The organism is Nocardia sp. NPDC051787, assembly GCF_040681325.1.
Taxonomy (GTDB): domain Bacteria; phylum Actinomycetota; class Actinomycetes; order Mycobacteriales; family Mycobacteriaceae; genus Nocardia.
This window is the reverse complement of sequence record NZ_JBFAYO010000025.1, coordinates 74154-95328: the sequence shown is the minus strand read 5'-3', so window position 1 is coordinate 95328 and position 21175 is coordinate 74154. Positions and strand designations below refer to the sequence as shown.

Below are 21175 nucleotides of genomic sequence, written 5' to 3'. Positions count from 1 at the left end.
CCTTTACCTTTGCTGGCAGTGTTATCGAGCACCGACCCGACCTGGCGGATCCTCTTGCAGCGCCTTGAGTGACAGAGTCACACATTCGCGCACCATGTCGACGTCGAGGATCTGTGCGGTGATCTTCTGGCCGACGGTGAGGATCTCGGAGGGGTGGTTGGCGGGTCGCCAGGACAGTTCCGGAATGTTGATCACCGCGGTGAAGCCGCCGATGTCGACGAACACCCCGAAGTTGGCGATCTTGCTGACGGTGCCGTTGCAGATCTGGCCCCGGTGCAGGGTCTTCAAGAACGCCCAGTCGTGGTCGCTCGGGGTCGGTTCGGTCCTCCATCGGGCCCGCAGGATGCCGTCGATGTCGGGCAGGACGGCGGTGAACAGGGGGTGGCGTTCGTCGACGTATAGGGAAAGCACGGTTGCGGCCCGTGCGTCGGTGATCTGCGCTGCGAGTTCGGTGAACTGGGTCTCGTCGGCAATGGTGCTGGTGATCTGTCCGTGTTCGTCCTCCCAGACGAGTTCGATCAGGCCTTCGTCGGGGAGAGCTGCAAGGATCTCGTCGACGTCGGTGGACAGGTCTGGCCAGACGGTGAGTTGAGCACGAGGGGTGAGTTCGGCGCGGACTGCATCGACCGTGTCGCTGGTGAGTCGGTGCCAGCGGGACGCGTTGAGGATGTATCCCTCTTCCAAGAGGACAGCTTGGTATGTGGTGATGCACCAGCTCAGCCGGGCCCAGAAAATGTCGTCGGCGGGTCGCTGTTCGCCGGGCACGTCGTCGAGAGCCGCATCGTAGGGGGATGCCTTGAGTCGTTCGGGAAACAGCCCCAGTTCGCGGGTGCGGGACAGCGCCCTTTCGCAGGGCTGGTTGGTGCCGACGTAGAGGTACTGGTCCCACCCGACGTGCACGGCGAACACGTCCTCTACCTCCAGGCGGCACGAGGCGCCGTTCTCGCGGAGCATTGCTCGAACCAACTCCAGGCCGACGGCCACCGGCACCTGCGCGCCGTCGTGGTAACCGGTGAGGTCGGTCGGGAAGAGCCCGGCCAGTCCGTGGCCCTCGACGGCCGGCTCCACGCCGAAGCGGAGGAGGCCGGTGATCCGCGGTTCTCGGATGGTCAACTGGTGGACGCCAGTGTCTTCGGCGAAGGCGGCCACTGCCTGCAGGTAGGCGGCTTCGACCGGCCCGTGGTCGCTGACCGATTCCTCGGCACCGGTATATCCGCCGTGCTCGTCACGGTCGGCGGGGTCGTACTTGGTGACCCGGTAGACGTAGGGCAGCACGTCACTGCCCTGACCGGGTCGATGAGGACACAGTGGTCTTCTGGCGTTCCAGGACCCGGTAGACCGTCGCCCGGCTGACGGAGAACAGTTCTGCGAGATCGGCGATGGTGTGCTCGCCAGACTGGTGCTGCTGCAACAAATGGGACTGCTGGCGGACCGACAGCTTGGGCTGCTTGCCTTTCAGCTTGCCCTTCGCCTTCGCGACGGCCATCCCTTCACGTGTGCGCATCCGCAGCAAGTCGACCTCGAATTCAGCGAAGGTGGCCAGGATGTTGAAGAACATCTTGCCCATCGGATCGGCCGGATCGTAGATGGTGCCGCCCAACGACAGCTTCACACCGCGTGCGACCAGGGAGTCACCGATCTCGCGGGCGTCGGGCACCGAACGGGCGAGTCGGTCGAGTTTGGGGACGACCAGGGTGTCGCCGACGCGGACGGCCGCGAGAGCTTGGTTGAGACCTGGCCGGGTGCGGCGAATGCCGGTGAGGCCGTGATCGAGGTAGATCCGGTCTTCTGCGACTCCGAGGCCACACAGCGTATGTCGCTGAGCAGTCAGGTCCTGCTCGTCGGTGGAGCAGCGAGCGTAGCCGATGAGAGTTGCGGTCACACGGGAAGCGTACGGTAGACCTCCCCTCATCGGACAGATCAGCGGACACCCTTAATGAGACGGCATCTCGCCTGGTCGGCACAATCAGACAAAGGTTCTCCCGTGTGTCCGTTGGAGGTTCGGCTTACGGACGCCGAGGTCGCGGTCTGCCGGGGCATTGCCGCTTCGCCCAAAGCCCCGATGTCCACCGGTGACACCGCATCGGTCTTCATGTACCTGGTGACACGATCCTTAACGGCACCCAGAGTTCTGGGCGACTGAAATTTCCTCGGTAGTGTCCCACGGTGAATCGCGCGACGCCGACCACCGGTGTCTCCCTCACCGCGACAATCGAGTGGAAGCCGACCACCACCGGAAACCATGTGCTGCGTGCCAAGTACGTGGGCGGCAATTACACACCGGAATCGGAGGGCTCGACCACGGTGAACGTCGGCACCGGCATAAACCTGGGCTCGGCCTGCCTGGGCGACTTCGAGATCGGCAGGCCGGGCCGGGCTACCGCGACTATCGAAAACCGTAGTAACGCCGTACCAGTCGCTCGTAGACGGAGGCCGGGACCAGCCTGCGGGTCCAGAAGGACAACCGGACATCGCGGCCGCACAGGTAGGCCTGCCGTGGCCGGTCGGCGGCGAGGATCGCCGCGACCTTCCTGGCTACCGTCACAGCGGGCTGTCCCGCCGCCAGGTAGCCGCGCACCAGGTTCAGCACGGCCGCGCGGTCGCGGTCGTATGCGGCGATCGGGGCGGCCACGTGCACTGCCGTGTCGATGATCGGGGTGACGGTCCATCCGGGTATGAGCACCGACACGTGTACACCGAACCCGGCCGCCTCCATCCGCGCGGCCTCGCCGATCCGCTCGACCGCCGCCTTCGTCGCCGAGTACCAACCGCCGTACGGCTCGGCGATGGCGCCAGCTCCCGAGCTCACCACGATCACCCGGCCCGTGCCTTGGTCGCGCAGTAGTGGCAGCACGGCTCGCAGCACCCGATGCGTGCCGAGCACGTTGGCGTCGAACAGCGCCGCGGCTTCCTCGGGCGTGGTCTCCTCGATCGCCCCGACCACGCCGTAGGCCGCGAAGGTGACGACCGCGTCGATCCGGGCGTGCCGTGCGTGCGCGTCGCGGACCCAGCGGTCCACCGCTTCCGCGTCGCGCACGTCCGCTCGGGCGACACCCGGCGCGGCCACCCGGTCGCATCCTTCAACGGTGTATCCCAGCGCCGCAAGATGTTCCATGGTGGCCGCGCCCATGCCGTTCGCGGCTCCGGTGATGAGCACGACGGTCATGCGGCGCACACCTTCAGTACCCGCGGCAGAACTTCCAGTCGCGCCGATTCCACCATCGTGATCTCACCATCCAGTTCCAGCGGCGCCGGACGGTCGGGCCGCAGTTCCACCGCCGCGTCCCGGTAGCACACCGCCAGCCGGGACCGCCGGAAGCGCCCGGCGTACAGTCCGGCGATCAGGCCGAGGGTCCGTAACCTGCCCGCCGCGGCCCAGATGTTCACGTCGAACTGGCCGTCGCCGCGGGTGACCTCGGTGTCGTAGTGCATACCGCCTGCGAAGTGCACGCTTTTGAGCACGCCGATGTTCGTGATCGGGGCGGTGTGGGTCCAGGCTCCCCCGCGCACCGCGACCGGCAGCGGCCGGTGGGTGGCGATGGTGGCCAGTGCCGTGGCGAGGATGGCGGTTTCGACGCTGCGTGACTTGAGCCAGCCGACCACGCCGGTGGCGTGGTTGAACGAATGATTGCCCGCCGCGACCAGTCCCATGCTGGCATTGAGCAAGAAGTAGCGAACGGCGCGGGTGCCGTCGGCCAGCAGCACGCTGGCTTTGCCGACGTCGACGAGGTCGGCGCGCGCGACATCCAGCCGCACCGGGATGGCGCCGACGCGTGCGCTCGAGGGCACCGGCTTGTGGAAGTCGTTGGAACTACCAAGTCCTACCGCGCCGAGCGCCGGCTCGGCTGTTCGGGGACGATCGGTCGCGGGGTCCATGAGGGCGTTCAGCACCAGGTTCACCATGCCGTCGCCCCCGGCGGCGACCAGCACCGACGGTGGATCCGGCCGGGTGACGGCCGCGCGCACGATCTCGGTGGCGTGCTGCGGGTCGGACGGCAGTTCGACGGACAAGTCCGGATGCCGTGTGCGCAGTATCGATTCCACCGGACGCCAGCGTCGCAGCGCGGTGCCCGCGTTGGACCGCGGGTTCAGGACGACGAGCACGAATCCTCCTCGATGCCGAGCCACCGGCGTAACGCGCGGTGGTCTCCCGTGGTGACCAATCCGGTGCGGGCCACGGCGGGTGGTATGTCGGTGCTCCGCGCACCGAGCAGGAACACCGGAATCCCCAGGTGCGCCGCGGGTCCGTCGCTTACGGGATCGTTGCCGACCATCACGCAATCCCCCGCCGCCGCGCCGAGGTGGTCGAGCACTTCGCGATAGAAATCGAGCCGCGGCTTGGCGCGGCGCATGGTCTCACCGCTGGTGGTGAACGCGAACGACGCGCGATCATGTCCGCCCCATCGGATCCTGGTCTCGACGGTGCTGCGTGGCCACAACGGGTTGGTCGCGACCACCTGACGCGCACCTGCCGCCGCCAGTCGGCGCACCGTCGCGACCGCGGCCGGGCTCGGCGGGAAACACGCTCGCAGCCGGACGAATTCGACCTCCGACAGCCGGGTCAGGCGGGCCGCGGCCACGTCGCGGCTGGTGCCAACGCGTTCGGCGAGCAGTCGGAGCATCAGCTCCGTATTGGTGTGGTCGGTGTCGTTGGCGCGCACGTCCCGCAGCGTGCGGCGCAACATCGGCAGGAAACGCTGCGGGGGCATGAGATCGCGGAACACCCGGGCCGCTCCGGCGGGCATCAGCGTCGCGAAGGTGCGCCGCCGCAGTCCGATCAGGGTGCCGTCCAGGTCCCACAGCACGGTGCGTCGCGCGCTCATTCCTGGCTGTCCAGTACAGCTTGCAGATCCGCCCTGGTCAGGCCGAGCCGGGCGGCGTATTCGTCGATGCCGGGCGGCGTGGGCCGCGCACCGCCGAGCCTGGTGCGCGACCGGAGCTCTCCGGCGTATGCCGCGCCGAGGTCATAGACCGTCTTGGCGAGTGCGGCGGGGAACAGCCATCGGCCGAGGTCGCGCTGGAATACGCGGGTCAGGCGGTATGGCGCGATCACGCGCGCGCCGATGGCGGCCAGCGGGCCAGGATCGCGAAGCGAGCTCATCCGGGCCGCCTCCGCGCCAGGGACCAGCAGGAGCCCGGACCATAGCCGCCCGAACCCATCCAGCTTCTCCCGTGCGTCGGCGGTCATGTTGAACTCGGTGTAGGCCTTCTCGATGCGGGAGGTGTGCGTGGAGCGGCTGCGGAGCAGCGTGTGCACGTCGCCGATCTTGCGCGCGGTGTCGCCACGCGTGAACCGGTCCACGCGCGGCGCGATCCGGTCCAGCAACACGGCAGAGCTCGAGTTGGGCACCAGCCGGTGGGCGAGCGAAAGGGCGTGGTACATCAGCCCTTCGCTACCCGCCGCCGCGATCTCGGCGGCGAGCACGTCGTAGTCGAGATCGGCGCCCGCGTACCGGGCCAGGTTCCAGATGTCCCCGAGTTCTCGGACGCCGGTCTTGTAGTAGGGCAGGTGGATGCCCAGGTGATGCAGATTGTCCTCGTGTGCCATCGCCCACGCGGGTACACCGTGGAAATCGATGCGCCGCACGCGTTTCCAGATCGCGGCATAGTCGACCGTGTAGGGCGCCAGCGGCGTGATCAGCCCCCAGTGGGTGCCCACCACGAGCGAGCCGTCGCGGGATACGAACGACGGCAGGTGGTGCGAGCGCTCGGTCCGCGCCTTGGGCGCCTTGCCCAGCAGCTCCGAGGTCGCGAACAGCCCCAGCTCACGATAGATCTCGACGACGGCGTCGACCTGCTCCGGTTCCACCAGGATGTCCAGGTCGTTCATCCGCTTGTAGCGCGGGTCGTGGTAGATCTCCGTGGCGAAGAGCATGCCCTTGAGCACCACGCAGCGCACACCGCGCTCGCCGAACCGGCGGACCAGCTCCACCGCACCGGCCAGACGGCGGTCGTTCGCGGCCGCGATCCGCTCCGTGACGGCGTCGAACCGTACTCGAGTCAACGGCGGGACGAGCGAATACAACCCGGCGGCGAGCAGGGAGCGCCGCACCAGCGGAACCGTCGCGTTCAGTTGCGCCAGCTCGAGGAAGGCCGCCCAGTCCGTGACCCGGTGCGCCAGCTCGGCCAGCTCGGCGCGCTCGGATTCGGTTGGTGCGGCCAGCGCGGCGTGCACCAGCAGACGCTCGGCGTCCGTCCCGCCCGCGGCGATCATGGTGTCGGTCATATCAGGCGATCCCTTCCTGTTCGGGATGGAAGCCGAAGCGGCGGGCGACGGTGTCGATCCGGTCCAGCGCGCGATCGAGGTGGTCCGTGGTGAGGGTGGCCATCATGCTGATCCGCAGGCGCTGCTGGTCACGGGGCACTGCCGGGAATTCGACCCCGTTGACGAACACGCCCTCGCGGTGCAGGGCGGTGACCACGTCCGCGACGGCGAGGCGTTGCGGCACCAGGATCGGGATGATCGCGGTCTGCGGATTCACCGCGAAACCCATGGCGCGCAACCCACGTACGAAATACGCCACGTTGCCGTGCAGTTGCCGGACCCGCTCGGGATGCTCGGCCAGGAAGTCGATCCCGGCGAGCACCGCCGCGACCACCGGCGGAGCGAGCGCGGCGGAGAACATGTAGGAACGAGCGAAGAAGCGCAGCGTGTCCACCAGATCCCTGGAGCCGGTCACGAAACCCCCGGTGCCGGCGAAGACCTTCGAGAAGGTGCCCATGGACAGCTCCACGGCGCCTGGTCCGAGCCCGAAGTGCTCGGCGGTGCCGTGCCCGCGTGCGCCGAGCACACCGGTGCCGTGCGCGTCGTCCACCGCCAGCCATGCGCCGAATGCGTCGCACAGCGCGCGAATCTCCGGCAGCGGGGCTATATCGCCGTCCATCGAGTACACGCCCTCGACGGCCACCACGACGTTCGCACCCGGATTGCGCCACCTGATCTGCATCAGCCGGTGGCGCAGGTGGCGTAGATCGTTGTGCGCGAAGGCCATCGAACGCACCCGGCCGAGCTGGATGCCGTCGTAGAGGCTCGCGTGGCTCTGCTCGTCGTAGAGCAGCACGTCGCCCTTGCGCAGCAGACCGGTCACCCAGCCGACGTTGGCGGCGTAGCCGGAGGAGAACACCATGGCCGCCTCGCTGCCCTTCAGCTCGGCCAGCCTTTCCTCGAGCCGCCGGTGCAACGTGGTGGTGCCGTTGAGCAGCGGCGGGCCACCGTGTCCCACACCGTATTCCCGGATCGCCGCGATGGCTGCCTCGGCGATCCGCGGTTCATTGCCCAGACCGAGGTAGTTGTTGGAACCGAGCATGATCAACTGGTCGGTCACGCCGGTCGCCGGATCGCGCACCGGCACGACCGCGCCGGACGGGCCGGCCACTTCGCGCAGCACGAATCCGCTGCCGCGGGCGTGGTCGGCGTAGGGGCGGAACTCCGCGAAACGCTGTTCGAAGGTGTGCGCCGCGGGGTCGAGATAGTGCTCGAGGCTGAAATTCTCGCCATGGGCGAGATCGGGCGCGGTCATGGCTGCTCCTGTCCGAGCGTGACGGTTCCGGCCCGGCCGTCCAGCACCAGTACGTCGCCGCTGGCGACCAGCTGGGTGATGCCCGGGACGCCGACGACCGTGGGGATGCCGAGTTCGCGTCCGATGATGGCCGTGTGCGACAGCAGGCTGCCTCGCTCGCTCACCAGCCCGCCCGCGGCGACCATGAGGAACACCCATCCCGGGTCGGTAGTGGCCGCCACCAGGACCTGTCCATCGATCGCCACGTCCGGGTCAGGGGTGCGCAGCACCAGCGCCGGGGCTTCGACACGGCCGGGGGCACAACCGATTCCGCGCAGAATCCGGGCACCGGCCACGGCACCGTCGTCGGGTTCCTCCAGCGTGGGGTCGACGATGCCTGCCGCGGCGATCCCCGTGGTGACGATGCGGGAGGGCAGTCGTTGCGCACGCCAGCGATCGTGGTCGGCCTTGCGGATGGCCACGGTACGGGCGGCGTCGGTGTCCACCGCGGTGCCGCGGGTGAGGGCGGCGATCTCTTCGTAGGTGAGCCAGAAGACATCACGTGGATCGTCCAGCAGGCCTGCCGTATGTAGTCGTCTGCCGTACTCGCGGAACACCCGCTTCACCAAGCCGAATGAGCGGCTGCGGCCCAGCCGCATGTTCTCCCGCTGCTTCACGTGTTCGCGCGCCAAGCGGAGCGTGAGCCGGAAGGCTATGCGCTGTACGGCTTTACCTGCGAACAATTTGCTTGCCGTTTGCTCCGCCGCGCGGCGGATGGCTTGCTCTCGCGCGATCATGTCGTCGGCGTTCTGCCCGCCGCGCAGGTAGTTGCGCAGCATCGGCACCAGACGCTCAGGGTGTTCGCCCAGCGGATCGGTCTCCAGCTTGAGCTCGTCCACGGTGCGGTCGCCGAACTCCGCGATGTGGCGCAGGCAGGCAGCGCGGAAGTCCGCGAACCGGTCCTCCGACAACGCCGTCCACACCTCGCCCGCGGTGGCGGGGCCCTCGAACAGTGCGCGCAGCGCCGGATCGGTGCGCACCCGGGCGGTGAGCGCGAGCGCCGACCGCACCGGGTCGACGCTGTCGACACCGTCCTCACCGCAGAACAACTCGTTGCGCAAGGTGAGCGCCGCGTCCTCGGCCAAGCCCACCCGCCGCAGCTGTAGACCGACCACATGGAACATCTGCTGGGCGAGGAAGTCGTTGAAGATCTGCACCGAATACGCGGGTACGAGCTCGGTGAAGAAGCGTTCCGTCCAGGCCAGCAACGCCTGGGCGTCGCGCTCGCGCTCGAGCGTGTCCGGGTTCAGGCGGCGATCGATGTCGGCGGTGGCCGCCGCCAGTTCGGTGAAGAATGCGCGCAGCCGCCGGGGCAGCCGCAGCCAGCCGAGCAGGATGACCGCGAATACCCGTAGCCGCAAGGCGGTCGCGCGCACCCGGGCGACGCCATGGGCGGGCGCGTCCGGTCGCCGGTATCGGTTCTCGATGTTGAGTGCGGCCTCCCAGCCCTCGATGGCGAACTCCATGCCGGGGATCTCGAGGAAGAGCCGGTACCAGTTGCTGATGTTGTAGTAGATCCGGCCGCGCGCCGTGCCGACCAGATAGGGGTACAGATCGGCGGCGTTGCGCTCCACGATCCGCGCGGTGGCGCCGAAATCCCGGTGGCATGCTCGGAAGACCTGCTCGTAGGCCGCCCGCAGGACGGAGAAAGTGAGTGGACTCGACAGTCCCGGATACGATTCGGCGACGTTGACGTTGTCGAAGATCGTTTCCCCCGCACCGGTCACGGTGACCGGCCTGGCCTGCAACAGATGCAGCCGCCCGTCGGGTGTGTAGGCGAATTCGACGTCCTGTGGGACGCCGAAACGGTCGGCGAGTTCGCCTGCCGTCTCGGCCAATTCGAGGATCTGCGCGTCGGACAGCGCGGCGGTGCGCACCGGGTCGCCGAGGTCTTCGACGGCGGTGCCCGCACCGTCATGCGACGGCGTCACGCGGCTGTGCTTGTCGACGACGACTCGTGAGGTGATGGCCCGGGTTCCGCGATCGACGAAGTAGGTGTCGCAGTCCACCGTTCCCGCCACCACGCCCTCGCCCAACCCGAGCGCCGCCGCGACGACCGCCTCGGACGGATCGCCGGTCTGCGGATTGCAGCTGAACACCACCCCGGAGACGGCGCTGTCGAGCAGCACCTGCACCACGACGGCGCAGGCGATCGGCATGGCATCGAGACCACGGCGCGCCCGGTAGAACAGCGCACGCTCCGACCATGCTGAGGCCAGGACAGCGCCGATCGCGGCAGGCAGGCCCGCCGCGGCGACGTTGAGCACCGTGTCGAGCTGCCCGGCGAAGGAATCGGTGGCCGAATCCTCGCCGCGGACCGACGAGCGGACGGCGAAGCGCACGTCGGCGGTGGCTGCGGTGGACAGTTCGGCGACCACGGCGTCCAGCTCGGCCGCGATGTCCGCGGGCAGGGTCAGCCCCTCGATGAGCGCACGAATCCGCGTCGAGACCGCCCGAAGCGTCGCGGGGTCGTCCGGGTCGAGACCGGCCAACAGGTCGGCGATGGAATCTGCCGCTGGGGCAAGCACCCGCGCGCACGCGTCCGTGCTCAACACCGCGAACGGCGGTACTCGACGCCCGGCGGCGTGCAGCCTGGCGAGGTTGGCGGCCTTGGCGCCCGCGTGCGCGTCGGCCTCCGGGTCCGTGGCGAGGGTTTCGGCGCGCAGTATCGCGCCGGTAGTGGTACTGGTCATCGGGCGGCCTCCTGTCTGTCCGGGGTTGCCGCGGGGGCGCGCTCGCGCCGGGTCAGCCGGACCAGGACCGGGTCGGGGGTGTTCGAGATCTCGGGGTGCTCGCGCACCCGCATCCCGTTCACCAGTTCGATGTCGTAGCGGGACAGCAGCATTGCGAGACCCACGCGGATCTCGATCAGCGCCATCTGCTGACCCACGCAGAGATGTGCGCCCCAGCCGAAGGGGAAGTATCGGAACGGCGGACGCGCCCGGTTCCGCTCTTTGGTGAACCGGCCGGGGTCGAAGGTCAGCGGCGAGTCCCAGAATCTGGGCAGCCGATGATTGACGAACGGACTGATCACCACGATCGCGCCGGGACGCAGGTCGAACCGGTCGAAGCTGTCCGGCTCGAGCGCGGTGCGGCTGAATGCCCACGCCGGAGGGTGCAGGCGCATCGCCTCGTCGATAGCGCGACCGGTGTACTCCAACTCGGGCAGCGCGGCGCGCATGGCCTCGGAAGCGTCCAATGCGACGGGCAGCGATTCGATTTCGGCGCGCACCCGGTCGAGCGCGGCGGGATTGCGGCACAGCTCGTAGACCGTCCAGGCCAGCGCCCCTCCGGTGGTCTCGTGACCTGCCAGCAGGAAGGTCAGCACCTCGTGCCGCAGTTGCGCGTCGTCCATCGCGTGCCCGGCGTCGTCGCGCGCGGCGAGCAGCCGAGCCAGCAGCGAGTGGGCGTCACCGTCGGTGTGCCGATGCCGCCGGATCACCTCGTCCACCACCTGGTGCAACCGCCGCCGCGCGCCGTGCAGCCGCCGATTGCCCGGCGTCGGCACCCGCGGCGGCACCTGGATCGGTGCGGCCATGTGCCGCATCACCCAGGAAACACCCTCGCGCACATCGTCTTCGATCTGCGGGAGCACGCCGTCGATGTCCGCGCCGAGCACTGCGCGGCACACCACGTCGGCGGCGAACCCCATCACCTCGGGCACCAGGTCGAACGCCGCGCCCGCCGCGGCGCGTGCGTCCAGGCGGGCACGCATGCGTTGTCCGCACTCGACCATCAGCGGGATCTCGGTCTCCACGTGGCGGCGCGCGAAGGCCGGTTTGATCAAGGCGCGCTGGCGTTTCCACAGTTCGCCGCCGCTGGTCAGCAGGCCGGGGCCGAGCAGATGGTTCAGGCTCCGGTAGCTGATTCCCTTCTCGTATCGTGCCGCGTGGGTAACCAGCACCTGTTCGATGTGTTCCGGCTCGACCAGCAGGTGCACGTGCTGGTGCGCCAGCCGCAGCCGCACGCTGCCGTAGTCGAGCGCGGACTCGTAGAACAAGGTGAGCGGGTCGGCCCTATAGTCGGGGTAGGCGCCGAGTGGATGTCTCAGGACAGGACCGTCCAAGCGTCGGTCGCAGTTTCGGGTCAGCAGTGTCATCGCGCCGCGTCTCCCCCGTGCCCGGCGCCGACGAGTGCGTCCGGATCGTCCTCGAGCAGGTGCCGTGCCGCGGCGCGCTGCACTTTGCCGCTGGTGGTTTTGGGGATGCTGCGCGGCGCGACAATTCGTACGCCCGCTGCCAGCACCCCGGTGCGTTTGCTCACCGCGGCGCGTATCGCCCGGGCCAGCGCATCGAATTCATCTGGCGCCAGGGCGGATTCGACGATCAGATGCAGTTCCTCCGACATGCTTTCGGCGTCGGTTACTCCCACCGCGACCACGCCGCCGGGTCGGACGCCCGGCACCTGTTCGGCGGCGATCTCGAAGTCCGTGGGCAGATAGTTCGCACCGCGGATGATGATCAGATCCTTGCGCCGCCCGGTGATTCGCAGTCGTCCATTCCGCAGGTAGCCCATATCGCCGGTGTCCCACCAGCCGTCCACACAAGTGGCCGCGGTGGCCTCGGGCAACCGGAAGTAGCCCGGCGTGGTGGACGGTCCGCGGAATTGCACGCGGCCGACCAGATCCTGGCCGCGCGGCGCACCGTTCTCATCCAGGATCCGGACCTCGGTGCCCGTCACGGGCGCGCCGCAGTCGACGATGTCGAGTGCGGCGCCATCGACAGCCGGAACATCCACGGCCACACCGTCTTCGGCGAGCGCTCGGCGCGAGACCGAGTCGTATGCGATCGGCGCCCGCGGCCGTGACACCGTCACCGCGAGCGACGCCTCGGCCAGCCCGTAGCAGGGCACGAGTGCATCGGACGGAAGTCCCCAGGCGCGGAACCGGTCGACGAACCGCCGCACCGTCGCCGGATGGATCGGTTCCGCTCCGCAGAACAGGAACCGCCACGTGGACAGGTCCACCCCGTCGAGTTCGCTGTCGGCGATCCGCGCCGCGGCATAGCCGTAGGCGAAATTCGGGGCCGCGGTGAGCGTTCCCCGATGCCGGTGGACCGCGCGCAGCCAGTCGGCCGGATGACGCAGGAAGCGGCTCGGCGGGATCAGCACCGCGTCGACACCGCGGAACAGTGGCGTCAGGAAACCGCCGATCAGGCCCATGTCGTGGTGCAGCGGCAACCAGCTCACCCAGGTGTCACCGGAACCTATCGCGGCGGCGCGGGCGATCTGCTCGCAATTGGCGGCCAGATTCGCGTGGGTGACCTGGACTCCCTTCGGTGTGCCGGTCGAGCCGGAAGTGGCCTGGATGAACGCGAGATCGTCCGGAGCGGGCAGGCGGGGCGCGAGCGCGGGCGTCTCCGGTGCGCTGGCGAGTGCGTGCAACACCGTCGCATCGATCGCCGCCACCGACCCGGGTAGCGGCATACCGGCCAGCACCGGTCCGGCGGCCACCACGGCCGCGGGTTCCAGATAGGCCAGCAGCCGGGTGAACCGGTCCAGGAAGATCTCCGCTGCCCCGAATCCGCCCGGGGTGGCGATCGCGGTGGGCACCGCGCCAAGCAGCAGTGCGCCGAAGAACGCCGTGACGAACTCCGCCGAAGTGGGCAGGCACAGCAGCACCCGGTCGCCTTGGCGGACCCCGGCGTCGGCCAGCCCGGCCGCCGCCCGGCTCGCCACGTCCGCGAGATCGTCGTGCCGCCAGGAGATCTCGTCGGCGTCAGGTGCTGCGGCACGCTCGGCCAGGATGATCGTCGACGCCGCTGCCGCGCCCCGCCCGCCGCCCGCCAGCAGGGCGTGCACGATGCTCTCGTGCGCGGGGCGCAGCGCATCGGATGGTGTGGTCATGCCTGGTCCTCGACGTATCGCACGATCGTGTCGACCGTGGTCAGCCGGACGGCGACATCCTCCGGAATGGTCACGGCGAAGGCCTGTTCCAGCTGAATGGTCAGTTCGATGGCGGTCGGCGAGTCGAGTCCGTAGTCGATCAGCGGCGCTGCCGGGTCCAGCTCGGCGGCGGGCACCCAGAGCACCTCCCCGACGATCGCGCGTACCCGCGCCTCCAGATCGGCCGCGCCGATATCACCGCGCGTGCTCATCCCAGCAACTTCCCTTCCGTCACGCAGGCGCGCACCGATTCCTCGAAGTCGACGCCGTCGCCGGTGTCGATGCGGTGGAATCCCACCTCGGGGAACGCGGTCGCGAGGGTTTCGCGCACCCGCTCGTAGCCGGTGCGCAGAGCGGTCAGCCGCTCGGCCGTCTCATGGGCCTCGACGGGCCCGTGTGCCGACCGCTGCACGCAGCGCGCGGCGGCCTGCTCGGGTGGCGCGTCCAGCCACAGCACCGCATCGGGCAGTGTGGTCCGGAACCGCTCGGCGAAACCGGACACCGCGCCGGAGATGTCGCGTTCCACCAGCTCCGCGATCTCCGACAGCAGCAGCCACGGGTCCGGCGAACTGCCCAGCCGCGCCGCCTGGGCGTGCTGCCAAGCCAGGATGTCGGCGAAGGTGCCGGGCCGATGCCGTTCCAGCACCGCGGCGATCTCGTCCTCCCGCTCGCGGCAGCGTCCGTCGGTGCCCGCCAGCGCCACGTACAGCGGGCCGTAGACCAGCAGTTCGATCAGCGGATGTCGTTCGCAGACCAGCACATCCGGAGCCCAGGTGCGCAGGAAATGCTGCTCGACCGGGCCGAACAGGGTCATCTGCAGGTACATCGCGGTGGCCTTCATCGCCACGTCACCGATCTCGTCGCAGCCGACGCTGAACGCCCTGAGCTGCCGGGACAGATCCGCGAGCGGGACGTCCCTGGTGTCGTGGAAGTCGGGGCAGGTCATCGAGGCGAACCGGCCGACACCGGCGGGCTCGGCCAGCGCGCGCATCCCGGCCAGCACCGAGGACTTGCCCGCGCCGTCGATGCCGACCAGGGCAACCCTGCGGGTGTGTGGCTCGCTCACAGGTCGTCCTCGCGCAGCTGGGTGAGCACGGCGCGGGTTACCTCGACAGGCGCGGCGGCGCCGTCGAGGCGGACCCAGCCGAGCTCGTCCGACAGCGCGTCGAGCGCCTCGTGGCTGCGCTGCTGAAAGGCCAGGAACGACTCCTCGTCGCCGTAGCCGCTCTCGTAGTCACTGCGCAATCGCTTGCGGGCCAGCGCGTCCTGCGGCCGCACCGCGAGGTAGAAGGTGCGGTCGGGTTCCGGGAAACCAGCCGCCAGACTGCGCAGCACGGCAGGATCACCCCCGTGCGCGACTTCGGTGGCGTAGTACTTGTACCAGTAGGCGTTGGCCAGCACGATGTCCGCGTCGCGTTCGGCGGCCAGGTCCAGCGACAGCTGCATGGCGTGGAACAGGAAGTGCGCGCGGCTGAGCGGGGTGAGTAACTGGAGGTACCCGTAGATCTCGGCCGGACTGCCCCAGGGAAGTTTCGAGGAGACCTTCGGGTCGAGGAACGCGTCCCAGATCGTCACCGCGGCAACGCTGTGCCCCTGCGCCTCGAACTCGGCGGCGATCCTGGCCACCTGGGTCGTCTTGCCCGAACCGTCGCCACCCGCGAGGCAGATCAGGCGTTTGCGTGCGGTCAGTGTCGTATCCTTTCCCGAGCCGCGCGGGATGCGCGGCGGTGCGATGAAATCCGTTGTGGTCGTGGTTGGTACGGCGTCCGGTCGCGGCGCGTGGGAGACCGACTCGGTCGGCGCGGGTTGGTCCGCCGGGTCGCCGGCCTCCAGGATCTGCACCAGACCCGCGCCGCCGTCGATCCGGATGCGCTGACCCGATCGCACCGCCGTCGTCGCCCCCGCCACGTTCAGCACCGCCGGAATGCCGTACTCGCGTCCGATCACGGCCGCGTGCGACAGCATGCCGCCCACCTCGGTGACCACACCTGCCACCAACCCCAGAGCGGGCGTCCAGCCCGGATCGGTGAACCGGGTGACGAGGATGTCACCCTCGCGCAGCTGGTCGATGTGGTCGAGCGAGGTGATCACGCGGGCCGTGCCCTCGGCCACGCCCGGACTGCACCCCAGGCCGGACAGGTCGCCGTCACCCACCGTGCGCACCGCCGCGACGGTCACCCCGCCGCCGAGTTCGTGCGGCGGCGTCAGATCGCGGTAGCCGGCGTACATCGCCCGCCGGTAGGCGATCTCGGGCGCGAGGTCGAAGGCGGCCACCCGGCCCGCCACCAGATCGGTCAACTCGTGGATGGTCAACTGGAACGCGTCGCCGGCGTCGCCGAGCACGCCTGCGGCGGCCAGCCGCGTACCGGCTTCCACCACGTATGCGCGGACCACGGCGTAGCACTGCGAGGAGAATTCGCGCATCCGCTCGCGGGCGACCAGATAACGCCGCATCCGCTCGATCTGCTTGTCCAGTGCCTTGGCGTACCGCACCCGCGTCGTCGGCCGGGCGCGGACCCGGGCACGCACCGCCGCGAGCTCGGACTCGTAGCGTTTGCGCTGGTCCACCAGGGTGGTCGCGGGATCGGCCGGCACGGTGCCGTAGTCGAGCATCACCGCGATCATCGTTCGCACGCGCTGCGGGTCCTCCGACCAGCGCGGGCAGGTCAGGTCGAGTTCGGCGTCGGCGTGGAAGCCTTGCTCGTCGAGGAAAGCCGCGAGCGCCTCGTCCCATGCCGGGCCGTCGAGCCCGGATTCCCGTGCCACTCGGTGCAATTCGACGATGCCGCGTTGCAGCGCCATGTGGCTGATCTCGGCGAGCCCGCCCATGAGGGCGATGGCCGAGGTGGTGGCGCCGGTGGCCGCGTCCACTTTGTCCAGCAGCTGTTTGAAATCGGTTTGCAGGCTGGAGTTGTGGTAAATGGTGGTGAAGTAGGTGCGCTCGGTGGCGGCGTGCACGGTGAGCAGGCAGTCGGCCAGGTCGGCAGCGAAGGTCGCCTCGTCGGTGTGCGGAAGCGCGCGTACCCGTTCGCGCCAGGCCTCGTACTTGGTGGGCCAGCTCGCGGCGAACGCGTCTACCGCCTCGAGCTGCTTTCGGTAGCTGCGCTGTACGGCCAGGGCGACGGGCAGCGCGCGGGCAATCGTCAACGGCGTGTTCGGAGTGCGAATCGGTCCCTGCGGGCCATATTCGTTGAGAACGCCGAGATCATCGTCGAAATGCTGCTCGTCGAAGCCGGGAATGCGCCGGAAGCACTGCTTCACCGCGCTCACGTTCCAGTAGGCCCGGCCGTAGTACATCGCCATCCAGTCCGGCTCGTTCCCCGGCTCGGCCAGCCCGAGCCCCTCGAAGAACCGCTGCATCGAGTACTGGAAGGCGTTGTCGTACAACGAGAACATCATCGGTGTGCACACCCGTGCCGAGACGCCGCCGTCCCGCAGATCCGCATCGGAGAACTGGTCGATGTCGGTGCGCCAGCTGATCGCGGTGACCGCGCGTGACTGCAGCAGCCACAGTGCGCCGTCGCCGTCGATCGCCCACTCGATGTCCTGCGGTCGATGCCGGCGCGCCTGCACGGTGAGCAGCAGCGCGGCCAGCGCCGCGGTGTCGGCGGCGTCCAGGTGGACGTCCTCGTGCCCCGCGTCGCGCGACACCACGCCTCCGTCGGACAGCCGCAGGGTGTAGCGAGTGGGCGCGACCTGTCCGGAGACCAGTCGCTCGCCCACGCCGTGGCAGGTCTCCACCACCGCGTGCTCCTCGATGCCCGAAAGGGCATCGATACTGAAGCCCACACCGGCACATCGCGCTTCGACCATGCGCTGCACCAGGACGGCGACCGTCGCGTCCGCCTCGGCCATACCGCGCCGAGACAGATAGGCCCGCACCCGTTCATTGCGCACCGACGCCCGGCACTGTTCGATGTGTGTGCGAAGCACGGCCGCGTCGGTGATGTCCAAGTAGGACTCGTACTGTCCCGCGAAACTGGCGTCGTCGAGATCCTCGAGCACGCCACTGGAGCGCGCGGCCACCGGGAATCCGCCGATCGCGCGCACCCACCCGGTCAGTTCGTCGTCGGAGACGGCGTCCAAGTCCAGGTCGGCGGGGATGACGAAGCCAGGTGGGACGGCGAATCCGTCGGACAGCAACTCGTGCAGGGTCGCGGCCTTGGCGCCCGCCCGGGACGGGGTGAAGTCGGCCGCACCGAGGAACATCGGTGCGGGACCGGACACGGTGGTGGGGGTGATCACGGTGGTGGCTCCTGTCGGCAACAGAACGGGGCGAACGTCGTGGCGGGCGGCCAGTTCCCGCGCTTCGCGTACGCCCGCGGCGGTGAGCGCGCCGTAGGACGGGCTCGCGGTGCGCGGCTCGAAGCCGAGCAGCAGTGTCTCGGCCATGCACGCGTACACGATCCCGGCGGGCAGTCCGGTCTCCGGAAAGGGCGGGGTCTGGCCGAGCGGCAGCGCCATGCGGCCGCCGTCGACCAGGGTGACGTGCGGTTGCTCGGCTACCGCCGGGTCCACATCGCCGGGCACGGCCAGATCGCAGATCAGCAGGCGGTGATCGGTGGCGAGATGCTCGGTCGTGACCAGTGGCGCGGCCGCGTTGGTCGCGGTCACCACGACACGGCAGTCGCGCAGCGCGGCGAGATCCTCGCTCACGACGACCTCGCCGGGCAGACCGGCGGCCACCCGGCGCAGCCGTGTTCCGCCGCCGGGCCTGCCCACCAGGACCAGTGAATCAGCCAGCGGTGCAAGGAGTTCGGCCATGACCGCGCCGATGTTGCCGAGCGCTCCGAGGACGCCGACCCGCCGCTGTCCTGGCGGGAGGGCGGCCAGTTCGGCATGCAGTACCGCATAGGCACAGGCCGCCGTGAGCGAATTGCCGGAGGTCACGGTGACGGTGTCCTCCGCCACCTCGCGCGCGGCGTCGGTGACGATCGACGTATAGCCGCCCAGACCGATCACTCGGGCTCCGGCTGCTATCGCCTGTTCGACCGCGAGCCACACCAGATCCCGCACGTAGGTGCGCTCACCGGCGCGCTGGTGCGCGACGATCTGCTCGGCCGTCAGCGGTACCGCGATCAGCAGCATCTCGACCTCGGCGCCGGTCGGGGAGGTGACCGTCTGCCTGGTCAGTTCGAAGGGATCGGCCACCGCGCGCAGACGCTCGAAGAGCGCGGCGAACTGCGCGTCGGTCCATTCCGCCAACTCGGGGGCGAGGCGGCGCAGATCCGCGGTTTCGGGCAGATTTGCCAGGAAAGCCACCCGGATCGGTTTGCGCCGGTCCCGTGCCGGTGCGGCGTAGTCGCGCCGCGGCAGCGGCGCGCGGTCCATGGCCATGGTTTCGGTGGTGACCGGTGCGGCCAAGTGCGCCAGCAGCCGGGCGTACTGGCCGCGGTGCAGCAGCGCGGCGACGTCGTCCAGCGCCGCGGCCAGCCGGGCGAGGTCGCTGTCTCTGACGAAGGCCGAGGGCTGAACGCGCAGCGTGGTCGGCGCCGACAGCGTCGGCAGCATGCGGATCGCGTGCCGGTGCAACAGGTATCCGGCCACCACGTAGCCGAAGAGGTCGGGCGCGCAGATCTCGCGCACCAGCGCGGATTCCGGCTCCGGCAGCCGCACCTGGACTCCTTGGAGAAGGCCGCGCCCTCGCACGGTCACGATCTCCTTCGGCCAGCGGCGCGCCACCGCGTCCAGTCGCGACCGGAGCCGCGACCCCGCGTCGCTGATCCGGATCTGGTTGTCGCGCAACAGGTCCAGTGCGGCGTCCGCGACCGTCGCGGACAGCTCGTCGTCGGCGAAGGTGGAGGTGTGATAGCGCCCGAAGTCGGCGACCGAGTGCCGCCGGTCGACCAGCAGCGCGGCGATCTTGACCAGTCCGCCGCCGAGCGATTTCGACATCAGGTAGTAGTCCGCGCGCACCCCGGACGGCGACGACGCCAGGAACGTGCCGGTGCGCCCCATGCCGCACTGGATCTCGTCGAAGACCAATGCCGCCGCGTGCCGGTCCGCCAGTTCGCGCAGGGCCAGCAGGGTCTCGGCGGGGACCTCGCGCACGCCGCCTTCGCCCTGTACGGGCTCGGCGAACACCGCGGCGACGGGCGACAGACGCCGCCAGGTGCACACAGGCGTTCCGGCGGCGTCGAAGCCGATGACGCCCACCGCGCACAGCTCGTCCGCGAATGCGCCGGCGACCTCGTCCGGCATCCAGGTATCGAGTCTGCGCCGCTCCGGGCCGGGCACCACCAAGTCGGCTGGCGTGTCGGCCTGTTCGGTGAGCGCGAAGGCCCCGGCGCTCTTGCCGTGGAACGCGCCCGCCAGCGAGACGAACACCGGCCCGCGTTCGCGCAGCAGCGCGATGTGCTCCAGCGTCTCGGTGAGTACCGCCGCGGCCGTCCGCGGCTCGGCGTCGCCGGCGGGCGCGGACGGGCGCACGTCGTGCAGGCCGTCGCGGCGCAGCCGGCGCAGCGTGCGCCGTATCTCGGCGTCCAATTCGGACAGGGCGCGCGCGTGTGCGACCGCGGCGTGCCTGATCGCCGCTTCGACCGCATCCGCCCCGGTGGATCCGAAGGTGACGACGTACTCCCGGCCGGTGCTCGCGCCGACCGACTCGGACAGCCGCCGCGCCAGCCGCGCCGCGCCCGGCCGGACACTGCCCTGCGCCACGAAGGGCACCTGCTGATTCAGCAGCGCCGTCGCCGCTCGCACCAGCGCTGGATGGTTGTGCCCGAACAGCGCGGCGCCGAACCCGCCGACCAGGTCGAGGACCCGCGTGCCGTCGGCGCGGACGAGGTGGTCGCCTTCCGCGGCGGTATACACCATGTCCAGGTGGCAGGCCCGCAGCAACTGGGCCAGGCCGGGCCGGTTGTACTCGGCGAAATCGGTGAAGAGCTCGGATGTGGCGGGCGACGCTTGTTCGTGCCGCCCGGGATGCACCGTCACGCTCGCGCTCCGGCCGCTGCACTTCGGGTGCGCGTCGTCTTCGCCGTCACACAGTCGATCACATCGCGCGTGGTATGCAGCGTCGCGGCCTCCTCGTCGGAGATCGCGATCCCGAACTCGCGCTCCAGCTCGATCACCAACTCCACCGACCGAACGGAATCCAAGCCATAATCCAGCAATGGCGTGTCCATATCTATTTCGGCCACGTGCAAACCGCGTGAGAACAACGCGTTCACCCGTTCGTCAACGGTCTCGGATACATTCATCGAGCGTCTCCCCCCACCGCGCCGCATGCTTTTTCCGACGTGCGCGATATATGGGTACCTCGACGCTCCTTCGACTGTTCCGAACCGGATCTCCACAGTTCAGCGCAGGGTTCGACACCCGCAGAGTCCGCGATCACATGCCCTCCGATATCCGCGAACGGGACTGCCGTATCCGCTGTCCCGTCATACCGCGCGAGGGTGCAGCCGCACCGCAACGCGTTCTCACATCTGTACACCCGCACTATGCGAGCTGCAATGCGAAACGCGGTGCGGCGCAGCCTGTTTCCAGCGGTTGCAACTATTTGGCTAATTTCTTCCGATTTGGTTTCCGAAACAAACGAAAATACAGCCGGCACCAGGAGTGGACGAGCACTGTCTCAGGCAATTTGAGAGCGGGTTGGATGGGTCGCCAAAGGAATCAGCTGTTACCGTGCGGTACAGAAATGTTGCCATTTGTGGAGAATTTGCTGTTCATGCCCCATTCATCGGGCGGACAAGTAGCGATCAATACCGACCAATAGGTATTTTCGT

At 69.2% G+C, this 21175-nt stretch carries 14 protein-coding genes; all 14 read right to left on the bottom strand.

All coding sequences use genetic code 11. The annotated features are described in order from the left end of the window. Window positions 1-21 precede the first annotated feature (21 nt). Entirely contained in the window at window positions 22-1275 is a 1254-nt protein-coding gene (locus AB0M45_RS24495; RefSeq protein ID WP_364333509.1) for a S1 RNA-binding domain-containing protein, read from the bottom strand. A gap of 1 nt (window position 1276) precedes the next feature. Next, window positions 1277-1882, bottom strand: coding sequence for a recombinase family protein (locus AB0M45_RS24490; RefSeq protein WP_364333506.1), 606 nt, complete (start codon window positions 1880-1882; stop codon window positions 1277-1279). A gap of 504 nt (window positions 1883-2386) precedes the next feature. Beyond that, complete coding sequence (locus AB0M45_RS24485) at window positions 2387-3166, bottom strand: SDR family NAD(P)-dependent oxidoreductase (RefSeq protein ID WP_364333503.1); 780 nt, start codon at window positions 3164-3166, stop codon at window positions 2387-2389. After that, window positions 3163-4104, bottom strand: a complete 942-nt coding sequence (locus AB0M45_RS24480; RefSeq protein ID WP_364333500.1) for a diacylglycerol kinase family protein — start codon at window positions 4102-4104, stop codon at window positions 3163-3165. The genes AB0M45_RS24485 and AB0M45_RS24480 overlap by 4 nt, the downstream gene beginning before the upstream one ends. Then, window positions 4089-4823: an HAD family hydrolase gene (locus AB0M45_RS24475; protein WP_364333497.1), complete on the bottom strand. Its 735-nt coding sequence runs from the start codon at window positions 4821-4823 to the stop codon at window positions 4089-4091. Before AB0M45_RS24475 ends, AB0M45_RS24480 begins: the two co-directional genes overlap by 16 nt. Then, window positions 4820-6226, bottom strand: coding sequence for a nucleotidyltransferase family protein (locus AB0M45_RS24470; RefSeq protein WP_364333494.1), 1407 nt, complete (start codon window positions 6224-6226; stop codon window positions 4820-4822). Before AB0M45_RS24470 ends, AB0M45_RS24475 begins: the two co-directional genes overlap by 4 nt. Before the next feature lies 1 nt (window position 6227). After that, the gene (locus AB0M45_RS24465; RefSeq protein WP_364333491.1) at window positions 6228-7520 is read right to left on the bottom strand and encodes a pyridoxal phosphate-dependent aminotransferase family protein; all 1293 of its coding nucleotides are present in this window, start codon (window positions 7518-7520) and stop codon (window positions 6228-6230) included. Next, complete coding sequence (locus AB0M45_RS24460) at window positions 7517-10252, bottom strand: PEP/pyruvate-binding domain-containing protein (RefSeq protein WP_364333488.1); 2736 nt, start codon at window positions 10250-10252, stop codon at window positions 7517-7519. The genes AB0M45_RS24465 and AB0M45_RS24460 overlap by 4 nt, the downstream gene beginning before the upstream one ends. Beyond that, window positions 10249-11658: a cytochrome P450 gene (locus tag AB0M45_RS24455; protein ID WP_364333485.1), complete on the bottom strand. Its 1410-nt coding sequence runs from the start codon at window positions 11656-11658 to the stop codon at window positions 10249-10251. The genes AB0M45_RS24460 and AB0M45_RS24455 overlap by 4 nt, the downstream gene beginning before the upstream one ends. Further along, on the bottom strand, window positions 11655-13403 hold the full coding sequence (locus AB0M45_RS24450) for a fatty acyl-AMP ligase (RefSeq protein ID WP_364333482.1): 1749 nt from the start codon (window positions 13401-13403) through the stop codon (window positions 11655-11657). The genes AB0M45_RS24455 and AB0M45_RS24450 overlap by 4 nt, the downstream gene beginning before the upstream one ends. Further along, window positions 13400-13654 (bottom strand): acyl carrier protein, encoded by a 255-nt coding sequence (locus tag AB0M45_RS24445; protein ID WP_364333479.1) that lies wholly within the window; start codon window positions 13652-13654, stop codon window positions 13400-13402. The genes AB0M45_RS24450 and AB0M45_RS24445 overlap by 4 nt, the downstream gene beginning before the upstream one ends. Beyond that, window positions 13651-14508, bottom strand: a complete 858-nt coding sequence (locus AB0M45_RS24440) for a hypothetical protein (protein ID WP_364333475.1) — start codon at window positions 14506-14508, stop codon at window positions 13651-13653. Before AB0M45_RS24440 ends, AB0M45_RS24445 begins: the two co-directional genes overlap by 4 nt. Next, window positions 14505-20378, bottom strand: a complete 5874-nt coding sequence (locus AB0M45_RS24435; protein ID WP_364333473.1) for an aminotransferase class III-fold pyridoxal phosphate-dependent enzyme — start codon at window positions 20376-20378, stop codon at window positions 14505-14507. The genes AB0M45_RS24440 and AB0M45_RS24435 overlap by 4 nt, the downstream gene beginning before the upstream one ends. Further along, window positions 20375-20644: an acyl carrier protein gene (locus AB0M45_RS24430; RefSeq protein WP_364333471.1), complete on the bottom strand. Its 270-nt coding sequence runs from the start codon at window positions 20642-20644 to the stop codon at window positions 20375-20377. Before AB0M45_RS24430 ends, AB0M45_RS24435 begins: the two co-directional genes overlap by 4 nt. Window positions 20645-21175 lie beyond the last annotated feature (531 nt).

What these genes read in the sequence shown, in the direction of transcription:
- AB0M45_RS24485 (WP_364333503.1), bottom strand. Translation starts at nt 3,166, where the DNA reads ATGACCGTCGTGCTCATCACCGGAGCCGCGAACGGCATGGGCGCGGCC.
- AB0M45_RS24475 (WP_364333497.1), bottom strand. Translation starts at nt 4,823, where the DNA reads ATGAGCGCGCGACGCACCGTGCTGTGGGACCTGGACGGCACCCTGATC.
- AB0M45_RS24470 (WP_364333494.1), bottom strand. Translation starts at nt 6,226, where the DNA reads ATGACCGACACCATGATCGCCGCGGGCGGGACGGACGCCGAGCGTCTG.
- AB0M45_RS24465 (WP_364333491.1), bottom strand. Translation starts at nt 7,520, where the DNA reads ATGACCGCGCCCGATCTCGCCCATGGCGAGAATTTCAGCCTCGAGCAC.
- AB0M45_RS24460 (WP_364333488.1), bottom strand. Translation starts at nt 10,252, where the DNA reads ATGACCAGTACCACTACCGGCGCGATACTGCGCGCCGAAACCCTCGCC.
- AB0M45_RS24455 (WP_364333485.1), bottom strand. Translation starts at nt 11,658, where the DNA reads ATGACACTGCTGACCCGAAACTGCGACCGACGCTTGGACGGTCCTGTC.
- AB0M45_RS24450 (WP_364333482.1), bottom strand. Translation starts at nt 13,403, where the DNA reads ATGACCACACCATCCGATGCGCTGCGCCCCGCGCACGAGAGCATCGTG.
- AB0M45_RS24445 (WP_364333479.1), bottom strand. Translation starts at nt 13,654, where the DNA reads ATGAGCACGCGCGGTGATATCGGCGCGGCCGATCTGGAGGCGCGGGTA.
- AB0M45_RS24430 (WP_364333471.1), bottom strand. Translation starts at nt 20,644, where the DNA reads ATGAATGTATCCGAGACCGTTGACGAACGGGTGAACGCGTTGTTCTCA.